This window comes from Pyrolobus fumarii 1A (assembly GCF_000223395.1).
Taxonomy (GTDB): Archaea; Thermoproteota; Thermoprotei_A; order Sulfolobales; family Pyrodictiaceae; genus Pyrolobus; species Pyrolobus fumarii.
Genome location: NC_015931.1, coordinates 1,356,623 through 1,373,874, shown reverse-complemented (window position 1 = coordinate 1,373,874; position 17,252 = coordinate 1,356,623). Strand labels below are relative to the sequence as shown.

General features: G+C 53.2%; 15 protein-coding genes and 1 tRNA gene. 8 read left to right on the top strand and 8 right to left on the bottom strand.

Annotated features, from left to right (window positions below; all coding sequences use genetic code 11):
- Window positions 1-45 precede the first annotated feature (45 nt).
- Together PYRFU_RS07180 and PYRFU_RS07175 are read right to left on the bottom strand one after the other, a co-directional pair.
- Window positions 46-1,419 carry a hypothetical protein gene (locus PYRFU_RS07180; RefSeq protein WP_014026995.1) on the bottom strand — a complete coding sequence of 458 codons (1,374 nt, stop codon included), beginning with the start codon at window positions 1,417-1,419 and terminating at the stop codon, window positions 46-48.
- Between the two features lie 82 nt (window positions 1,420-1,501).
- Window positions 1,502-2,116 (bottom strand): metallophosphoesterase family protein, encoded by a 615-nt coding sequence (locus PYRFU_RS07175; protein WP_014026994.1) that lies wholly within the window; start codon window positions 2,114-2,116, stop codon window positions 1,502-1,504.
- A gap of 82 nt (window positions 2,117-2,198) precedes the next feature.
- Between PYRFU_RS07175 and PYRFU_RS07170 the strand changes: the two genes are divergently transcribed.
- A complete protein-coding gene (locus PYRFU_RS07170; protein WP_014026993.1) occupies window positions 2,199-3,467 on the top strand; it encodes a translation initiation factor IF-2 subunit gamma in 1,269 nt (422 codons plus the stop codon).
- 120 nt (window positions 3,468-3,587) lie between these two features.
- On the opposite strand, the gene PYRFU_RS07165 is transcribed toward PYRFU_RS07170, so the two are convergent.
- The 3 genes from PYRFU_RS07165 to PYRFU_RS07155 form a co-directional block, all read right to left on the bottom strand.
- On the bottom strand, window positions 3,588-5,162 hold the full coding sequence (locus tag PYRFU_RS07165; protein WP_014026992.1) for a hypothetical protein: 1,575 nt from the start codon (window positions 5,160-5,162) through the stop codon (window positions 3,588-3,590).
- A gap of 66 nt (window positions 5,163-5,228) precedes the next feature.
- On the bottom strand, window positions 5,229-5,579 hold the full coding sequence (locus PYRFU_RS07160) for a hypothetical protein (RefSeq protein ID WP_048191852.1): 351 nt from the start codon (window positions 5,577-5,579) through the stop codon (window positions 5,229-5,231).
- Between the two features lie 329 nt (window positions 5,580-5,908).
- Window positions 5,909-7,183, bottom strand: coding sequence for an MBL fold metallo-hydrolase (locus tag PYRFU_RS07155; protein WP_244403840.1), 1,275 nt, complete (start codon window positions 7,181-7,183; stop codon window positions 5,909-5,911).
- A 154-nt stretch (window positions 7,184-7,337) separates the two neighbouring features.
- On the opposite strand from PYRFU_RS07155, the gene PYRFU_RS07150 reads away from it, so the two are divergent.
- Both PYRFU_RS07150 and PYRFU_RS07145 read left to right on the top strand, forming a co-directional pair.
- A complete protein-coding gene (locus tag PYRFU_RS07150) occupies window positions 7,338-7,628 on the top strand; it encodes a 50S ribosomal protein L38e (RefSeq protein WP_014026989.1) in 291 nt (96 codons plus the stop codon).
- Window positions 7,629-9,321: 1,693 nt separating this feature from the next.
- Complete coding sequence (locus tag PYRFU_RS07145; protein ID WP_048191849.1) at window positions 9,322-10,131, top strand: metallophosphoesterase; 810 nt, start codon at window positions 9,322-9,324, stop codon at window positions 10,129-10,131.
- Here PYRFU_RS07145 and PYRFU_RS07140 read toward each other — a convergent pair.
- Window positions 10,090-10,632: a TATA-box-binding protein gene (locus PYRFU_RS07140; protein ID WP_425277010.1), complete on the bottom strand. Its 543-nt coding sequence runs from the start codon at window positions 10,630-10,632 to the stop codon at window positions 10,090-10,092. The genes PYRFU_RS07145 and PYRFU_RS07140 overlap by 42 nt on opposite strands.
- Before the next feature lie 157 nt (window positions 10,633-10,789).
- Here PYRFU_RS07140 and hisG point away from each other — a divergent pair, with 157 nt between their 5' ends.
- From hisG to hisF, 3 genes are read left to right on the top strand one after another with little or no spacing between them, the layout of a single operon-like run.
- The gene (gene hisG, locus PYRFU_RS07135; RefSeq protein ID WP_014026986.1) at window positions 10,790-11,662 is read left to right on the top strand and encodes an ATP phosphoribosyltransferase; all 873 of its coding nucleotides are present in this window, start codon (window positions 10,790-10,792) and stop codon (window positions 11,660-11,662) included.
- A 15-nt stretch (window positions 11,663-11,677) separates the two neighbouring features.
- Window positions 11,678-12,385 (top strand): 1-(5-phosphoribosyl)-5-[(5-phosphoribosylamino)methylideneamino]imidazole-4-carboxamide isomerase, encoded by a 708-nt coding sequence (locus PYRFU_RS07130; RefSeq protein WP_014026985.1) that lies wholly within the window; start codon window positions 11,678-11,680, stop codon window positions 12,383-12,385.
- Between the two features lie 3 nt (window positions 12,386-12,388).
- A complete protein-coding gene (hisF, locus tag PYRFU_RS07125; protein WP_014026984.1) occupies window positions 12,389-13,147 on the top strand; it encodes an imidazole glycerol phosphate synthase subunit HisF in 759 nt (252 codons plus the stop codon).
- Between the two features lie 299 nt (window positions 13,148-13,446).
- Here the strand turns inward: hisF and PYRFU_RS07120 are convergent.
- Window positions 13,447-13,523 (bottom strand) — tRNA-Met (locus tag PYRFU_RS07120).
- Window positions 13,524-13,698: 175 nt separating this feature from the next.
- Between PYRFU_RS07120 and thiC the strand changes: the two genes are divergently transcribed.
- The gene (thiC, locus tag PYRFU_RS07115; RefSeq protein ID WP_244403839.1) at window positions 13,699-15,012 is read left to right on the top strand and encodes a phosphomethylpyrimidine synthase ThiC; all 1,314 of its coding nucleotides are present in this window, start codon (window positions 13,699-13,701) and stop codon (window positions 15,010-15,012) included.
- 46 nt (window positions 15,013-15,058) lie between these two features.
- On the top strand, window positions 15,059-16,348 hold the full coding sequence (hisD, locus tag PYRFU_RS07110) for a histidinol dehydrogenase (RefSeq protein WP_014026982.1): 1,290 nt from the start codon (window positions 15,059-15,061) through the stop codon (window positions 16,346-16,348).
- Here the strand turns inward: hisD and PYRFU_RS07105 are convergent.
- Window positions 16,337-17,188, bottom strand: coding sequence for an NAD+ synthase (locus tag PYRFU_RS07105; protein WP_014026981.1), 852 nt, complete (start codon window positions 17,186-17,188; stop codon window positions 16,337-16,339). The two genes, hisD and PYRFU_RS07105, sit on opposite strands and share 12 nt — an antisense overlap.
- Window positions 17,189-17,252 lie beyond the last annotated feature (64 nt).

The following is a 17,252-nucleotide window of genomic DNA, read 5'->3' as shown; positions in this document are numbered from 1 at the left end:
GTGCTTATCCTCACAGACCCCCCATAGGACGTTGATGTAGATGGGTTATCTCCTACGCTCTTCGAGCTTTTTCACATGAGATCTTAGCTCGTCTACTTCGCCACGAAGCTCGCCAACTATCCCTATAAGCTCTTCCATTTGTCTCTCGAGCTTATCAAGTCTAGCTATCACGTTTGCTAGCTCCTCTCTGCTTTGCTCCACCGCGGTACGCTCTCTCGCAGGTTTTGGTGGTGCAGTCTTTTGCTTCATACCCATCTTCTTCTTGCGCAGTATGAACAGAGCGGCTAAGCCGCCTACTAGGGGTATGATGGCAGCTAGTGGTATGAGAATCTCGGAGGGTAAGGGTGGTGACCCTCCATGTGACGCTTGTGTTGTGGTTGCAGTCTCTTTTTGTGCCGTTCTCTTAGGTGTCCCTGTTTGTCTATTCGATTCCTCTATAGTGGTTGCTGCAAGTATGTCTGCGAGACGCTCCACCAAGAGCTTTGTAGCCCTGGCTCCTGAGTCGTCAACTGCGGATATAGTGCACTTGAGTAGTGCGAGGCCGCTCGTCTCGTTTAGAATGGTATATGCGTCATCTATGGTCAGTAGTTTTACGCGTGAAATGCCGCCTGGTAGGTATCCGCTCCAAGTAAGTCCATCAATTGTACAATTGTAGGATGCCGAGATGAGTACGCCATCTGGGTCGCGCACGTCCAGCAATAAGGTTATGTAATTGCCTTCTAGCATTGTCTGGGCGCCTATTGTCGGAGGGACGTTCAAAACTAATTGAGTACATGTCACGTTAGCCTCGTTGTAGATCTGGCCTTGTATGTTTGCTGAGATGTCGATGCATATTGTATGTGGTCCTCTAGTGTCTAACCTGAGTTTCACGCCAGTGCCTGGCTCTGTCTCTCCAATAATCTTGTTGTCAACCTTTATAGTGATGCGATAGTCGTAGCCGGGCGGCTCTATCAATGGTGTTGCAAGGAACTCTTGGCCTATGCTTGGTCTTGGCGGTGTAAATGTTAGTTTGACGTTGACGAGTAGCACGGGTACAGATGTGAGGCGTTTGCCGCCAGGAGTATCATATGCGGTGACATAATAGAGTCCTGGAGGTAACCTGTACGTGCTCAAATCTATGGCCACTATAGAGCCGGCACTCAACGTCATATAGCCTGTGCTGCTCGGCCCCTCTAATCTAACTGCGACAGTCTCATACTCGGGTGACGTCTGAACCAGCTTAATACGCAGAGTGCCGTCTGTTGACACGATGCGCGGCGTGACTTCAAGGACAATACTGTGAGTAGCGGCGTGACCCACAACTGTGGATAGCGAAGTTGTGATGATAATGGTTAATGTTAGCGTCGCTAATAGGATCGAAGAAGTTGATACCAGTCTAACTGGGATGTGGCATGAGCTAGTAAGTGTTGGTACTGTCAAAGGTTCTAACCCCCTGCTTGGGCAGCAGCGGTGTCGTATTTACACTCGCGCGGTTAAACTGTTCTAGCGGTTAAACTCTAGGCTAAAGGCTTCTTAGTTCTGCATGTGCATTGCCGCTATCGTCCATCTCTATCATTGCGTAGTAGCCGTGGGCGAGGGGCCCTGGGTTGACAAGCAGAGTGTTAGCGTAGTGTGCTACACCTCTGGCCTCGTGTATATGTCCGTGAAGGTAGACGTGTGGTTTGAAATGATCTACTAGCTTCTTTGTTTCATATAATCCTGCGTGTACACCAGCGAACGTGACGTCAAGGTAACCGTGGATAGGGTGGTGGGCCAGCACTATAAGGATGGATTCTCGCGTCAGTGCTTTGGGGAGTAGCTCTTCGAGCCTCGCTACATCCTGCACAGGTTGTAAGCCGCCAACACCCGCTATGACATACTTACCGATAACCTCTACACGACCGTCAAGCAGCCATCCATAATCGCGTAAAAGCCTCGCAATATGTATGTCATCCATGTTGCCGGTTACGGCGAGCACCTTGCTACCGGTTGTACTCAGTATTCTGCGTAGACGAGAGTTGCAACATATATCGCCAGTTATGGCAAGTACGTCGAAGTTCCCTCGTTCAGCCTCCACCACCTCCTCTAGATTATCAAGGCTGCAGTGGATATCAGAAACATGAAGGATTCTGAACATACGTCCTACCCTATAGCGTCGTGGCGAGGAAAACCCTACTTATTAGGCCTAGTGTGGCGGATTTGGTCACGGTAGGGTGCACTTGAGCCTCGTGGATAAGGAGGAGATTGAAGCTCAGAGGCGTAGGCAGCCAGAAGTTAACATCGGTACCGTTGGTCACGTGGACCACGGTAAGACTACTCTAGTGCAAGCGATAACTGGCGTGTGGACGGCGAAGCACAGTGAGGAGCTAAAGAGAGGTATGACCATCAAGCTAGGCTATGCAACTGGCGAGATATGGTACTGTGAGGGCGCCGAGGAGCCTGACGCCTATCAGCCTGCGCCAGAGAAATGTCCACCAGGCACAACACCCAAACTGCTACGCAAAGTAAGCTTTGTCGATGCTCCCGGTCACGAGGTTTTGATGGCTACGATGCTTAGCGGCGCAGCGCTGATGGATGGCGCGCTTCTAGTCATTGCGGCCAACGAGAAGTGCCCCCAGCCGCAGACCCGCGAGCATTTTGTAGCGCTCGACATAATAGGTGTTAGGCGTCTAGTGATAGTCCAGAACAAAGTTGATGTTGTGACGCCCGAGCAGGCTAAGAAGAACTATGAGGAGATACGCGAGTTCTTGCGTGGCACGTGGGCTGAGAAGCTACCAGTAATACCTGTTAGCGCGCTACACAAGGTAAACATAGACGCGTTGCTGATGGCTATTGAAGCTTTCATCCCAACGCCGCAACGCGACCTATCCAAACCGCCGCTGATGTTCGTGGCGAGAAGCTTCGACGTTAACAAGCCTGGAACACCACCAGAGAAGATGGTTGGTGGTGTGCTGGGCGGTAGTCTAGTCCAGGGTGTGCTTAGGGTAGGCGATGAAATTGAGATAGCGCCGGGTGTTCGTGTGGAGAAGAAGGGCGGGCGCGTAGAGTACGAGCCTCTTGTAACAGAAGTTGTGAGCCTGCGGTTTGACAACCTGGAGGTCGAGGAGGCTAAGCCTGGAGGCCTAGTAGCGGTAGGCACTAAGCTTGATCCAAGCGTAACTAAAGCTGATAGCCTAGTGGGTAACGTGGTCGGCAAGCCTGGGCATCTACCGCCGACTTACAATACTCTACGCCTCGAATATAGGCTCCTAGAGAGGGTTGTTGGTACTAAGGACCTAGTTAGAGTCCAGCCAATAAGAGTGCGCGAACCGCTCATGATAACCGTGGGAACGGCAATAACAATGGGCATTGTGACTAGAGTGACAAGTGACGAGATGGAAGTCGCACTAAGACGACCCGTAGTAGCTTGGCCCGGTGCTCATGTAGCGATTTCGCGTCAGGTGCGTGGACGCTGGAGGCTCGTGGGCTGGGGCGTGGTGAAGGACTAGACGGCCGTCGGTAAGGCCGGGTTTCTTCACCGGCCGAGAGCCTCTGGAGGTAGCCAAAACCCTCATCGGCCGTTTGGATGAACGTATGGGTGGCGGTTAAACACTCCTAGTTGTTTTACGTTAGGCTTGTCTCGTGTACACCCTTCCGAGTATGCTAGACGCCTTCAATATGAACTCTCTTGTTTGGTTTCTCAAGGTCTCGGGGTCGCTAAAGTCTATACTCTCTACTAGCTTTCTAAGCTCTAGCAGCTCCTTCGCCTCTATCTTTGCCTCTTCGGCTTCAACCTCTATCTCGTCCAGGAGTAACTCGATGTATTCTAGGAGCTTCTGGGCTGCACGTTCAACCTCGATAATTGCTCTGTGTGCATCTCGGCCTCGTATATCAAGTGGTGCCTCGTGGCAATCCTTAGGTAGGCTGTGTTCACTCGCCCACCGTGATAACATCCTGCAAGAATCATGTATAGCAGATAGTGTGTGCTCAAGACTAGCTACAATGCTGTTGCCGATATCGCGATACTCGGCTTCAAACTCGGTGAGCAGCCTCTCTAAGTTGGGCAGCTCCAGTAGACCTGCTTTTACAACCCTAGCCTTGAGGTTATCTAGCTTCTCAAGTAGAGCCTTAAGTTTCTCACTCGTATTTCTCGGAGTGACCCTCGAGGTGCGTGACTCGTTCAAGAGCCTAATAACATCCTGGCGTAGTGCATCTATAGACTCTATGAGGCTGTTCTTTTCCTCACTTAGAGAGCGTATAGACGATATATAGTGAAGTAGCTTCACAAGTATAGATGTAGTTGCTATTGATGCAGCTATTATGAATGTTGGTATAAATGGTGTTCTAAAGTTGCAAGAGAGTAGCCAGGATGATGTTACGAATAAGTTTAGTGCCGTGAAGTAAGACAGTAATGAGAGTGCTGATGACAGAATGATGCTATGCTTTGTTATAGCAGCGGCCTCGGGGGTCCACCTAGCCAGACGCCTCTCAACACTAGATGCTACGGCGGCTGTGACACCATAGACTAGCATAGCCCCTGCGAACGTGAGGACAAAGAACGACAAAGGCTTATACAACACCTGAATTACTTCTGGACTCATCTTGCCTATGGGCTCTAGTAGCGCATCTACCAGCGGCTTTATCGGTCTTGTAGGCACCTCTGTGAACCCGTCAAAACACTTAACAATGCCCATGCTCGCAATGCACATTGATAATGAGAACCTAGTATATTCCTCAAACAGGAGCGCTATGAGCGTCCTTGATACGCTGCCGCTCAGCGCGGCATACATGGCCAGTAAACCAATGGCAGCCAAATGACCGTAGGGAGCGTGTAGTGTAGCACCAGCTAGTAGCCCGGTACTCGCGGCTATAATGCCAATATATCTCCTTATGCTTACGCCTGCGGCAAGCAACGCTAGCGTTAACATCACATAAGACAATAGTACAATGAAATCTGAAAGTGCGATGTAAAGCCAATGGGCGGGGGAAGCCGATGCCAGCGAAAGCATCGCTGCTATGGCGGCTAGACTGAAAATGATACCACTATATCGTGGCACCGTATAAGCTGTATAGGCTGCGGCCCAGCCCACAGCGGCTGCTATAGCAAGCGATGTTAGCTCATCGCTAACCAATGGATACACGTAGAGGTACAACGTCAGGGATACAAAAGCATAGATGCTGGCAAGTGTTCTTCGATATTTCATATCGTGCACCGTGCCGTGGGTATACATAACCCCTTAAACTTTAAATCATTGAGTGTTAGCATGGTGTTAGCTCACCTCGATGATGATACCCTCAGACTCAACAGCCTTTACACCGCCTTTTACCAGAATAGCCTCTCCAGGTTCGAGGGTAACCATTGACACGTTTACACTGCCAGACGTTGTCAACACTGTATAGGCGCCTGGCGGCAGAAACGTGATATTGACCGCATAGGGGCACGAGTTGTACACGAGCACGCCATCAGCAACTTTCAACGTACTTATCGTGCACGGCTTGGTATCGGTGCTGGTTCCCGTAGCTACAGTTGCAGCGTAAATGGCTAGCACAGTGCCAAGAACCAAAGTGATGCCAAGAAGCAGTGCCGACGAGAGAACTGTAGCCTCGCCTCTCGCTGGCAAGACGGGTACACCCGTCACTCGACTAAGCTATACACCAGTAGACCGGGACTCAAAGTCGAAACTAAACGACACTATAGTTAAACCCGGAGATCGAGTAGCTTTCAGAATGGCAACCGGGGTCACCCGCCAGACAGCGCCGCAGGGCGCGCGGGTGAAGGCGGGTATCCGGTTGCTCCCCCGCTACTCCTCATAACCCGCTAAGCTAAAGACCAGGGTGAGCCTAATGATGTGAATGGCTCCCCGGTCCCCTGCGACGCGACCCCGTGTCGTCGGGGCTCGATGGGCAGGGGTCGGGTCACTCCCGGCCGCAATCAACACTCATCATTAGTCTAAAGGGTGTATTTCCTCCCCTCCTCGGCAACCTCCACGTCAACGCCAAGCTTATCCCTTACAAGTTGGGCAAAGCTATCGGCTACGGTACCATCACTATGAACTATTAGCACCTTGGCTGGTTTTATGCGCGCTACCAGCTCGAGTAACCCTCTACGGTCGGCGTGGCTAGACAGGTCAAGCCACTCTACTCTCGCTCTGATAGGCTCGCCGGTCTCATGGAACAGACCCTCCTCGAGTATCTTGCGGCCTGGCGTACCAGGCGCCTGGAAGCTGACCATCACGACCGCGTTCTTCGGGTTGCCCATAATCTTCTTGAGATAGTAGAGGCTTGGGCCGCCCTTCAACATGCCAGCAGACGCTATTATGACGCCGGGTCGTTTCCACACCTTTCTCCTATCCTGCCAGCCTTGGACGAAGAGGAACTCCTCCCTAGCCTTAGCCAATAGTTCGACGTTGCGAATGTACGACGGGTTCTCAAGGAAAATGTCGGTAACCTGTCTAACCATCCCGTCAACCGCAACGTCGATGCCAAGGTCGCGCTCCGCCAGTATCATCATAACCTCTTGTCCTCTGCTAATGCTGAAAGCCGGTATCAACACAGTACCGCCTCTATCCACAACCTCCTCGACAATCGCAACGAGCCTCTCTTCGACAATCTTCCTAGGCGGGTGTGTTGACGCTCCATACGTAGCCTCCATTATCATAAGGTCGACCGGAGGCATGCCGTCAACACGGGCCGGCTCCATAAGCTTCGTGTAGATGGTGTTAACGTCGCCCGTGTAGAGTATGCGGCGGCCGCCAACCTCCACATAGACCATCGCGCTACCAGGTATATGGCCTGCAGGATATAGAGTCACGGAGAACTCGTCCCCAACTCTTATCGGGCTATAGTATCTCGCGTAGACTGCGGCTTCCATGAGCCTCTTGACTTCAGCATCCTCATACATAGAGTAGTAGCCATTAAGTTTCAGGAAGTCCTCCCACATCAACCGCGCCATCTCGAACGTAGGCTTAGTCGCGATTATCGGAGGCTGGTAGGTAATGTAATAGGCCGGGGCAGTACCGATATGATCCAGGTGCGCATGAGTCAGTACAATGCCGTCGACATCCCTCGGTGGTACAGTGCGCGCGAAGACGGGCTTATCCTCCTCATCGAAGTTTACGCCAGCATCTAGCAATAAGACTCTACCTTTGTACCGCAGTGCTATGCTAGCACGGCCGACTTCACGTGCCCCGCCAAGCACTTCAACTTCTACACTCACTGTGCTCACCTCGCCAACCCTACGCTACTAGGAGAGGCGAAGTCACCCCTATAACCACCAGCATCCTACGGGGCAAGCCACCCCTCAAAACGTTGCGTCATTCGTCTATCCCTCGCGAGGAGTTAAGAGGGGTTGAGCTAGCCGAGCGGCATGGGCGAGCAGAATGCCCAAGGAGGTAAAAACTGTAGAAGAGTTCCTCGAGGCGGCTAAGAGGGCGAGTGAGTGCCGCGTAAAGAAGAGCTATGTGTATGTCAAAACGGAGAATGGTGTTGAGAAAAGGCCCATCCTAAAGGTCAAGGCTAGAACACGTCGCTACCTATACACGTTGAAGTTCGAGGACTACGAGAAAGGACTCGAGTTCGCGAAGCAGTTGAAAGACATGGTTGCAAAGGGCGAAGTGTGCGGAGGCAACCTAGTCGTACTAGACAAGGACGTAGAACAACAACTATCATAACACTCCAATATTTATTTTCTGCACGAGTGGATTGGACGGTGCACCGGTTAATACACTAGTGCACTTAAGGTCAAACCCTGCGAACAGCATCACAGGAACCCTCGACCTGTTTGGGAGCCAGGGGCAATGGTGAGAAGGCAACAGTTCGGCGGGTACGGCAACTGGCCACAGCAACCCGCCATAACCATTTGCAACGCTAGCTCCTCCAAGACCCCTCCATGCCTCCACAAGAAACTGTGGTTAAATCTACCGGCGGTGAAGTTAACCGCCAGTTAACTTCACCGTGGGGCTACATCCCGCCACAACCATACCGATGTAGAGCGATGGTGTGATTTGGGTGATGGTTCGCGGCCCAAGGCGGCGGGGTAACAGGATATGGCGGAATATCCGTGAGGCATCGGGAGTAGCGCAAGGCAAAGTAATACGCTGGCGGGGCAGGGTATAGCGCTGGGGGGTCAGATGGGGATGCCCAAACGCTAACCAGAAGCGGTGAGCAGCAAAGACCCGTATTACACACTGCTAGTAATACGTTGTGGAGTCGAATGGGTTGTTTGCTGGTTGCGTGACCTAGCTCTCTACGCAGCGGGGATAGCGGCAGAGAGTCTGGTGGTAACACGCGCCGGATAGTAATACGCGTTTGGTGTAGGTGCATAGTGTGGAGGCTGTGCGGCCTAGCTCACTACGGATCCCGCAGCTGGAGCGTGCATGGCCCCGTGTTACTTTCACATACGTCTTGTGGGCATGGAATTTTGAGAAGCTCGTATGTTCGTATCAACAGTTAAGCGTGTGGCCAGCGCCTTGATACAAGAATCTTTGCGAGGTCAAAGGAGGATATAAGCAGTAAAGTCCGACACGCCGATGGGCAGATGCTTCTCGGATATGCGCTGATCTCTGCGAGTCGAGTAAAGCGTGTGTCGCGATGCGTGCAGTGTGACTGTTTTTCGCGTTGAGCGTAAGTATTTGGTATTTGCGCCTTGCCTAGTAGAATAGTGAACTGTCCCTAATACTAGACGGTGTACCGGTAGTTGTATCGGGTGGTAGACTGGTGCACCCAGCTTTGCAGGTTGTGTACAGCGGACGCTAACACTGGTTGCACCTGTGTGAGTTTAGCGGTGATAGATGTGGGTTTGGACGTTAGAGGTGTTAGAGGCGAATCGTGTAAACAGCTCTAGGTGCTGAAGGAGTCTCTGGCGGCATTGGTACGCATTTCGTGCATGGTAGGTTCCCGGTAATGAGCGTATACACTGGGAGTAATGCATCTTGGTGTTTAGCGATATACGTGGCGTCATGCAGCTCGACTGATCACACTCCATGTATTGGTTTGAGTGTCTCCAACTAGGCTCTGCACGTGCATGATAGCATAGGATCGAGCGTGTCAACCACTCTACGATAATGAACGCGGGTAACGAGATGGATTGTTGGTGTGCAATGCGTATAGTACGATTACTTGGTTATACTCTGATATCATCGTAGTGTTGTAGTGTGGTGTACCGTGTAGGGTGTGAAGTTGCGCTCTTGTAGTGTGCTCGTGTGGTGTGTGTTAATGCTAGTGTCGGCTGAACAGAAGTCCCCGATAATCGTCGTCGCGTGATTGTTGTTGTGAACGATGGGGGTGGGTGTACCGGTCGAGTGTCTGGTACACCGCTCTTGCCTTATCACGGGGTGTCTGCACGCGATAATACCGGTGTAGAGTGTGGAGCTGGTGCCTGGAATAGAGCCAGTAGCGGAGCACCCCGCAGTATACATACGTAGTTTGAGGGCGCTGGTGTTTGCAGATCTACACCTGGGGTTTGAGGAGGAGGCTGCTAAGCACGGCTACTTCCTGCCACGCGTTCAGCTAAAGAGAGCATTGAAGATGCTAGAGGAGGCCTTCAGCCTCTATGACCCGGATAGGGTAATCATAGTCGGCGACGTGAAACACACGTTCGAGAGGCTGACTAGGCTCGAGAGGGAGGAAGTAGCCAAGTTATTCGAGTACCTAAAGCAGAAGGGTGTAGAGGTAAAGATCGTCAAGGGCAACCACGATAGTTACCTAGTGGTTGTGGCGAAGGACTATGACGTTGAAGTTGTAAAGGGGCATCTTGAGATAGACGGTATAGTATTCATCCACGGGCACAAGCAGCTCCCGGAGGGAGTAAAGCCGAGAATCATAATCATGGGCCACGAGCACCCCAGTATATCGTTGAAGGACAAGGTAGGATACGTGGCAAAAGCCCCATGCTTCCTCGTGGGGCGCCACGAGCCGACCGGCGCGACACTCATAGTTCTGCCGGCGACGGGCGTCTACCAGACGGGTACAACAGTCTCTACAATGCCGGAGACGTACCTATCGCCCATACTGAGAAAAGAGGTGGACCTGCATAAGATGAAGCCGTTCGTTATAGCTGAGGGTCTAGGTGTGTTAGAGTTCCCCGAGCTGGGCGAGCTCGAGGAGATACTAGCGCCGGAGGAGGCTGGCGGGTTACTCGGATGGGCAGGGTCTCAGCGCTCTCATCTTGGCTAGCGTGTCGCGAATGTTGTACACAGCCTCCTTGACCTCCTCCTCGCGCTTGGCGCCCGTAATGACCATCTTGCCGGAGCTGAATATGAGTAGCACGACGCGCGGGTTCTGCATGCGGTAGATTAGGCCAGGGAACTGCTCGGGCTCATACATGCTGTTCTCGAGGGTCAACGCAGCCTTCTCTAGATCGACGCATACGTTGAGGTTGGCCGAGGCCACTATGTTCTGTATCTGTACCTTGGGCCTACCCACTATCACGATACCGTGCCTCTTGAGCTCCCTTATTATCTTCTTAACGGCTTCGATCAGCTGCTGTGTACTCTTGGCGCCGGTGACAACCATCTTGCCAGACTTGAATATCAGTGCCGTTACCTTGGGCTCCTCGAGGCGGAACACTAGGCCAGGGAACTGCTCCGGGTTATACTCTACATTCGGTATGCTGGTCTCGATGGCATACAGGTCGAGATTCTGGTCAAGCGTGACGGTTGCAACGATGTTCTCAATGCGGTAGGAGGGCTCCGGCGGCTCTATAACGGGGGTGCGGCGCACTACCCTAGTGCTACTCTGCTGTGTAGAGGCAGACATGGTACCGACCTGCTCCGGGCTTAAAAAGGCATTATAACGGTGAGCTATAAACCTTAGCCCTGCGGGTGGGAATAGCGTGGTCACGATACGCTTCGCGATACCCAGTAAGGGGCGCTTGCTAGAACCGACGCTAAAGCTCCTTGAAGCTGCTGGCATAAAGCCGCTTTATACCGACGATCGTGCACTCATGTTGCCCACGAAGCTCGATTGGGTTACGTTGGTGAGGCTTAGAGCGGAGGACATCCCATCAGTCGTGGAGAGTTGTGCCGCGGACCTAGGGATAACCGGGCTCGATTTCGTGAAGGAGTATGACGCTGATGTAGAGGTTTTTGAGGACCTGGGCTTCGGCAGGGCTCGTCTAGTAGTCGCGGTCCCAGAGAGTAGCGGCTACGAACGCGTCGAGGATCTACCGGACGGTGTGCGCGTAGCGACGAAGTACGTGAATATCGCGAGAAAGTTCTTCGAGGAGAAGGGCATCAGGGCGAGGATAGTAAGAGTGAGCGGCTCCACAGAAGTCATGCCGCTGCTTGGGGCCGCCGATGCTATACTAGATGTTGTTAGCACGGGCACCACGCTTGCGATACACAAGTTGCGCCCCATAGCTACAGTGATGGAGACAAGCGCGCGCCTCATAGCCTGCAAGAAGAGCTTACAGGGGCCCAAGGCGCGCCTCGTGACTAGCATAGTAGAGTTGATACGTAGTGTACTAGAGGCGCAGAAGAAGAAGCTTGTGCTGATGAATGTGCCCGAGAGGCTCCTCAGCAGGGTACTCGAGGTTCTGCCCGCAATGGCTGGGCCGACTGTGGCTCGCATAGAGAGAACGCCAGAGCCCATGGTAGAGGTGATGATTGTTGTCGATGAGGATGAGTTGCCCGAGACTATACTCGCGGCTAAAGAGAGAGGTGCGCGCGACATAGTCGTCGTGCCTATAGAGAAGGTTACGAGGTGATCCGCTCTGCTCGTTATGCCCTCGCTCGACCTAGAAGCGGGGCGTGTAGTCAAACGCGTTGAGGGCGTGAAAGGTACGGGTCTTGTTGTCGGCTCTCCGTTGGAAGTTGCCAAGAGGTTGTGGGAGAAGGGGGTCGAGTGGCTACACGTGGTTGACCTTGACGGTGCTGAGGCTGGGAAACCAGTCAATGTGGGGATAGCAGAGAGCCTCGTTAGGATGGGGTTCCACGTGCAATATGGAGGCGGGATACGCGCAAAGGAGCATGTCGAGCTCCTCCTCGACAAGATTGGTGTGGAGAGGGTTGTGATAGGGACACTAGTGCATCGCAACCCTCGCCTGGTTGAAGACGTCGTAGAAGAATATGGCGGCGATCGGATAGTAGCGGCTCTAGACGCGAAATGGGGTATGGTTGTCATTGAGGGCTGGCGGAAGGAAGCTAAGAGCCTACGAGACATGCTAGACCTCGTATATGGGCTTGGCGTCCGGCAGATACTATACACGAGTGTCGAACGCGAGGGCAAGTTGACAGGCGCGGACCTGGAGCGTGTAGCGTGGCTCAGAGGAGTATGGCCCTATGGGCTCCAGTACGCGGGGGGCATCGCGACAATCGACGACATACTAGGTTTAGCAGAGCTGGGAGTAGACGCGGCTATACTGGGGATGGCGTTCCACGCAGGACTCTTAGATGTGGTCGAGGCCTCTGTTCTCGCAGCGAGGGTGTGAACAGTGGAGGCTATCAGGATAATCCCGTGCCTCGATGTCAAGGATGGACGCGTGGTTAAGGGCGTGCGCTTCGAGAACCTACGTGACGCCGGCGATCCAGTGGAGCTCGCAGCTAGGTATGAGGAGGAAGGAGCAGACGAGATAGTATTCCTGGACATCTCTGCAACACCTGAGGGCAGAGAGACCCTCATCAACGTGGTTCGTGACACGGCAAGCGTACTATCCATACCCCTCACGGTCGGCGGAGGTGTCCGTAGCCTCAAGGACTTCGAGAAACTAATGGATAGCGGTGCAGACAAAGTCTCGATAAACACAGCGGCAGTCAGGAACCCCGACCTCATAACCCAGGCTGCTCGCGAGTATGGCAGCCAAGCTGTAGTCGTAGCTATTGACGCTAAGAGGGTGGGTCCACAGAAATGGGAAGTCTACGTCTCAGCGGGTAAAGTACCAACAGGACTTGACGCGGTAGAGTGGGCTATCGAGGCTGTAAGGAGAGGTGCAGGTGAGATACTATTGACAAGCATAGACATGGATGGCACAAAGCAAGGATACGACATCCAGCTTACAAGGGCTATAGCCGAGAAGGTTCCCGTGCCGGTGATAGCCAGCGGAGGAGCTGGAAAGCTAGAACACTTCTGGGAGGCTGTGGTGTACGGGAAAGCATCTGCAGTCCTCGCTGCATCAGTATTCCACTTTAGGATACTGACCATAAGGCAGGTGAAAGACTACCTGGCGTCAAAAGGTATACCTGTGAGACTCTAGGAATGTACGGTCGGAGAATGGGACCTTCGTCACCAGGTCTGCGTGGGAACCCCCGCTAGTAGGGGCCTCCTCATCCCAACTAAGAGTAAAGGCTGTAGCGTAGAAACGAGTAACGGTTTATGTTTAGGATCCAATTTCAGCATGAGTAGGTGCCTCTTATCTCTCTCATCTCTCGTTATGATGGGTTTTTGTAAACATGTGTTAGGGTAGTCTCCCGATAGAGTGACGTGTCCGGCTAGATCTGGAATGGGTGTTGTGAAGGGAGGATGACAAGGAGAATGTGGCGGCGGGGCCCGCGTTGGTAGCGGGGGGTGGATTTGAACCACCGATCTCGGGGTTATGAGCCCCGCGGGCTACCAGGCTACCCTACCCCGCTCCCCTACCCCGCCACCCACCGTTACAAGACAAACAAACAGCAAAGGTTTAATAAGAGTTGTGGCACCATGTGATGTTAGAGACGATGATTGTGGTTATGGTTGCTCTGCGGGTGGGTCAAGTGGAAACTCTATCAGTGCCCATCGGCGAACCTTCTTTTCCGGGTTGGTTAAAAGATGACTACTTTAATGCGGATAGCGCGAAGTGGTGGGACGCCACCCGAGTTAGAAATCGTCGCTCGTGAAGAGGGAGTTGACGTCAATAAGCTTAGGCATAGGGTGGCTGAGGGTCGCGTAATTATCGTCCGTAATGTTAAGCGTGAAGGTGTTAAGCCTCTTGGCATAGGTGAGGGGCTCCGTACAAAGGTTAACGTGAATGTTGGTACGAGCACGCACGTTGTCAACATAGATATGGAGTTGGAGAAGGTTAGGATCGCAAAGCAGTACGGTGCTGATGCTATAATGGATCTCAGTATTGGCGGTGATCTGGACGAGATTAGGCGTCTGATACTTCGAGAGTCTGCTCCGTTGCCAGTGGGCACAGTCCCCACATACCAGGCTTGGATGGAGACCGTTGCCAAGGGTAAGGGGCTTCCCGACGAGGACCATTTCATCAAGGTTGTGGAGCGTCATCTGAAGGATGGAGTAGACTTCATGACTATACACGCGGCTATCACGAGGGAGCTTGCAGAAAAGGCTGTGAAGAGCAACCGGATACAACCGATAGTCAGTAGGGGCGGTGCGCTACTGGCAGCCTGGATGCTCGAGACGGGCAGCGAGAATCCATACTGGAAGAACTTCGACTATATTCTAGAGCTCTTCGCAGAGTATGATGCGACTATAAGCCTGGGTGACAGCCTCCGGCCCGGTGCCATCCATGACGCGCATGACCAGTTACAGATAGCCGAGCTCGTGAACAACGCCAGGCTTGTGGAGAAAGCTAGGCAGGCGGGCGTAATGGTGATGGTGGAGGGGCCTGGCCATGTCCCTCTAGACCGGGTTGTCGAGGATGTCAAGCTGATGAAGGCTGTGACCAGAGGCGCGCCGTACTACGTGTTAGGCCCGCTTGTGACTGATGTAGCGCCGGGCTACGACCATATAGGGTCCGCGATAGGCGCAGCGCTTGCAGCTGCAGCTGGCGCAGACTTCATCTGTTATGTGACTCCGGCTGAGCACCTCTCACTGCCGACTCCCGAGCAGGTGAAGGAGGGCCTCATAGCGGCTCGCATAGCGGCCCATGCGGGTGACATAGTCAAGCTTGGCGAGAAGGCTGCTGCTTGGGATCGGCTCGTCGCAGAGGCTAGGGCTAGGCTGGACTGGAGGACAATGATAGACAATAGCCTGGACCCCGAGCGCGCCTGGAAGATACACACCCAGTTCGGAACAAACCTACCATCATGCACTATGTGTGGTAGCTTATGCGCGTGTCTAGTACTCGAGAAGTGGGCTAGGAAACTGAAAGGCAAGGGTGTACAACCTAGCACAAAGTAGCGTTGTTTTAACGCCTAGCCTTTAGTGGCGTTCACGGGCACCGGCTATGGGAGAACTCGTAGTCACGAGTTTTGACGATCCGCGTCTGCCAGAGTTACTGCGCCGACCGTACAACATTGAAGAGTATGTTGAGAAGGTTCGCCCGATTGTGCGTGACGTGGCGGAGAAGGGTCTAGAAGCCCTACGCGAGTATAGCAGGAAGTTTGACAAGGTTGAACCCAAGTTCGTAGTCATAGATGCGCTGGAGGCATGGGAGATAGTCAAGAAGGTCGAAGCTAGGATTCTAGATGCGCTCAAGAGGGCCATTGACGCTGTCTATGCGTTCCACATGCGGCTGTATGAGGAGTTGCTAAGCACGCCTAGAAGCTTTGCCCGAATGGGCATAACGTTCAAGCCTCTGATACGCCCGCTTCAGAGTGTAGGCGCTTATGTGCCTGGAGGCGAGCATCCATACCCATCCTCGGCTGTAATGACAGTCGTGCCGGCGAGGGTGGCAGGCGTCGAGCGTATAGTGGTCGCCACGCCGCCTATGAGGGAGGGGGACAACGCCGGACTGCCGAACCCCCTCGCTGTGGCTGCAGCAGTGCTGGCAGGCGCTACTGAGATCCTTGTTGCAGGCGGGGCACAGGCGATTGCAGCGCTAGCCTACGGTTTGAAAGGTGTGCTAGAACCTGTGGACAAGATAGTCGGGCCGGGCAGCCCATATGTTGAGGCTGCTAAGCTACTTGTGTCTCACCGTGTAGGTATAGACATGGTAGCAGGGCCTAGCGAGGTAGCGGTGATAGCTGATGGAAAGGCTGACGCGAGGAGCATCGCACTAGAGATGTTGTCGCAGCTGGAGCATGGTCCCTTCTCGACAGCATTGCTAGTCACCAACTCCCCGTGGCTTGTTGAAGCTGTCCAGCTCCTGCTAGAGAAGCACGTGAAGAGCGAGAACATGGGCCGCGCAATCATAGTAAAAGTTGACACGTTGGAGAAAGGAGTTAAGATAGTCGAAAAGTTTGCACCAGAACACCTCTACATCGAGGCCGATGGTGCCGAGAAACTCGCAGCAAGGATAAGAAACGCTGGCATCGTTAGCATTGGTATCCCTACCGCGTTAACCGACTACTCGGCGGGACCAAGCCACGTGCTACCCACTGGCGGCTACGCGAGAGTACGTGGAGGGTTAACACCACTCGACTTCGTCAAAGTTAGTGTAGTGGTGTCGGGCCGCCTAGTGCACCCCCAGCTAGTAGAAGCAGCAATAGCGCTTGCAGAAGCAGAGGGCTTCAAGTGGCACGCAGAGTCTCTACGCTACTGGTTAGAAAAGAGCAGAAGGGGGTTAACCACCTAGAGTTTTACGTGCATTCTCGAAGCCGGGCCAGTATGCATAGATGCTCTCGAGACTTGGGCTTGGAAGCTCCAGCTGTTTGTGGCGCGCCGCGTTCATAAGCTCGACTACACGCTCGACCACACCATCACTAAGCCCGGTCACGTCTACGACCTTCTTCGGCGTCAAGCCTAGATCAACAAGTGAGAAGAGTGTCACGTCAATATCCTCGTACTTGACGCCAAGCTCCTCTTCAGCCACGTGACCCTCCCACAGTCTAGGCGCGCTAGGCTTCTCAGCAATCTTCCTCGGAACACCTAGATGGACAGCTAGCCTCCTAACCTGCGTCTTGTATAGTGTCGCTATGGGCATGAAGTCTGCGGCTCCATCACCATACTTCGTGAAGTAGCCTATGAGTATCTCGCTACGGTCGCCGGTACCGGCTACTAGCATGTTTTCCTCGTTGGCGGTAAAGTAGAGTAGAGTCATACGAATACGAGCGCGCAAGTTGCCAATGCTCTTCTTGCTGCCTCCACCGGTCACTGCCGTATAACTATCCACTATAGAGTCTATCCTGTACACTCGATAGTCTACCCCAAACGACTTTACGAGGCCTATAGCATCATTGACATCATCGTCGGGAGTTACGCGTGAATCGGGCATGATTAGCGCAATAACTCGGTTTGAGCCAAGCGCGTTAACTAGAAGAGCCAGTGTCGTTGCCGAGTCAACGCCTCCGCTAACGCCGACAACCGCGCCTCTCAGTCCACTCTTAGATACAATGCCGCGTACGAAACTTGTTAGCACCTTCGTTACGCCCTCGTAGTCCATATCAATTACGTGCTCTATGCTTACACGCGGCATGGCATAAACCCTTTGGAGAGTGTAAAGGGTGTGTCGACTACTCTTAGTGCTTGTGTCGTTTTAG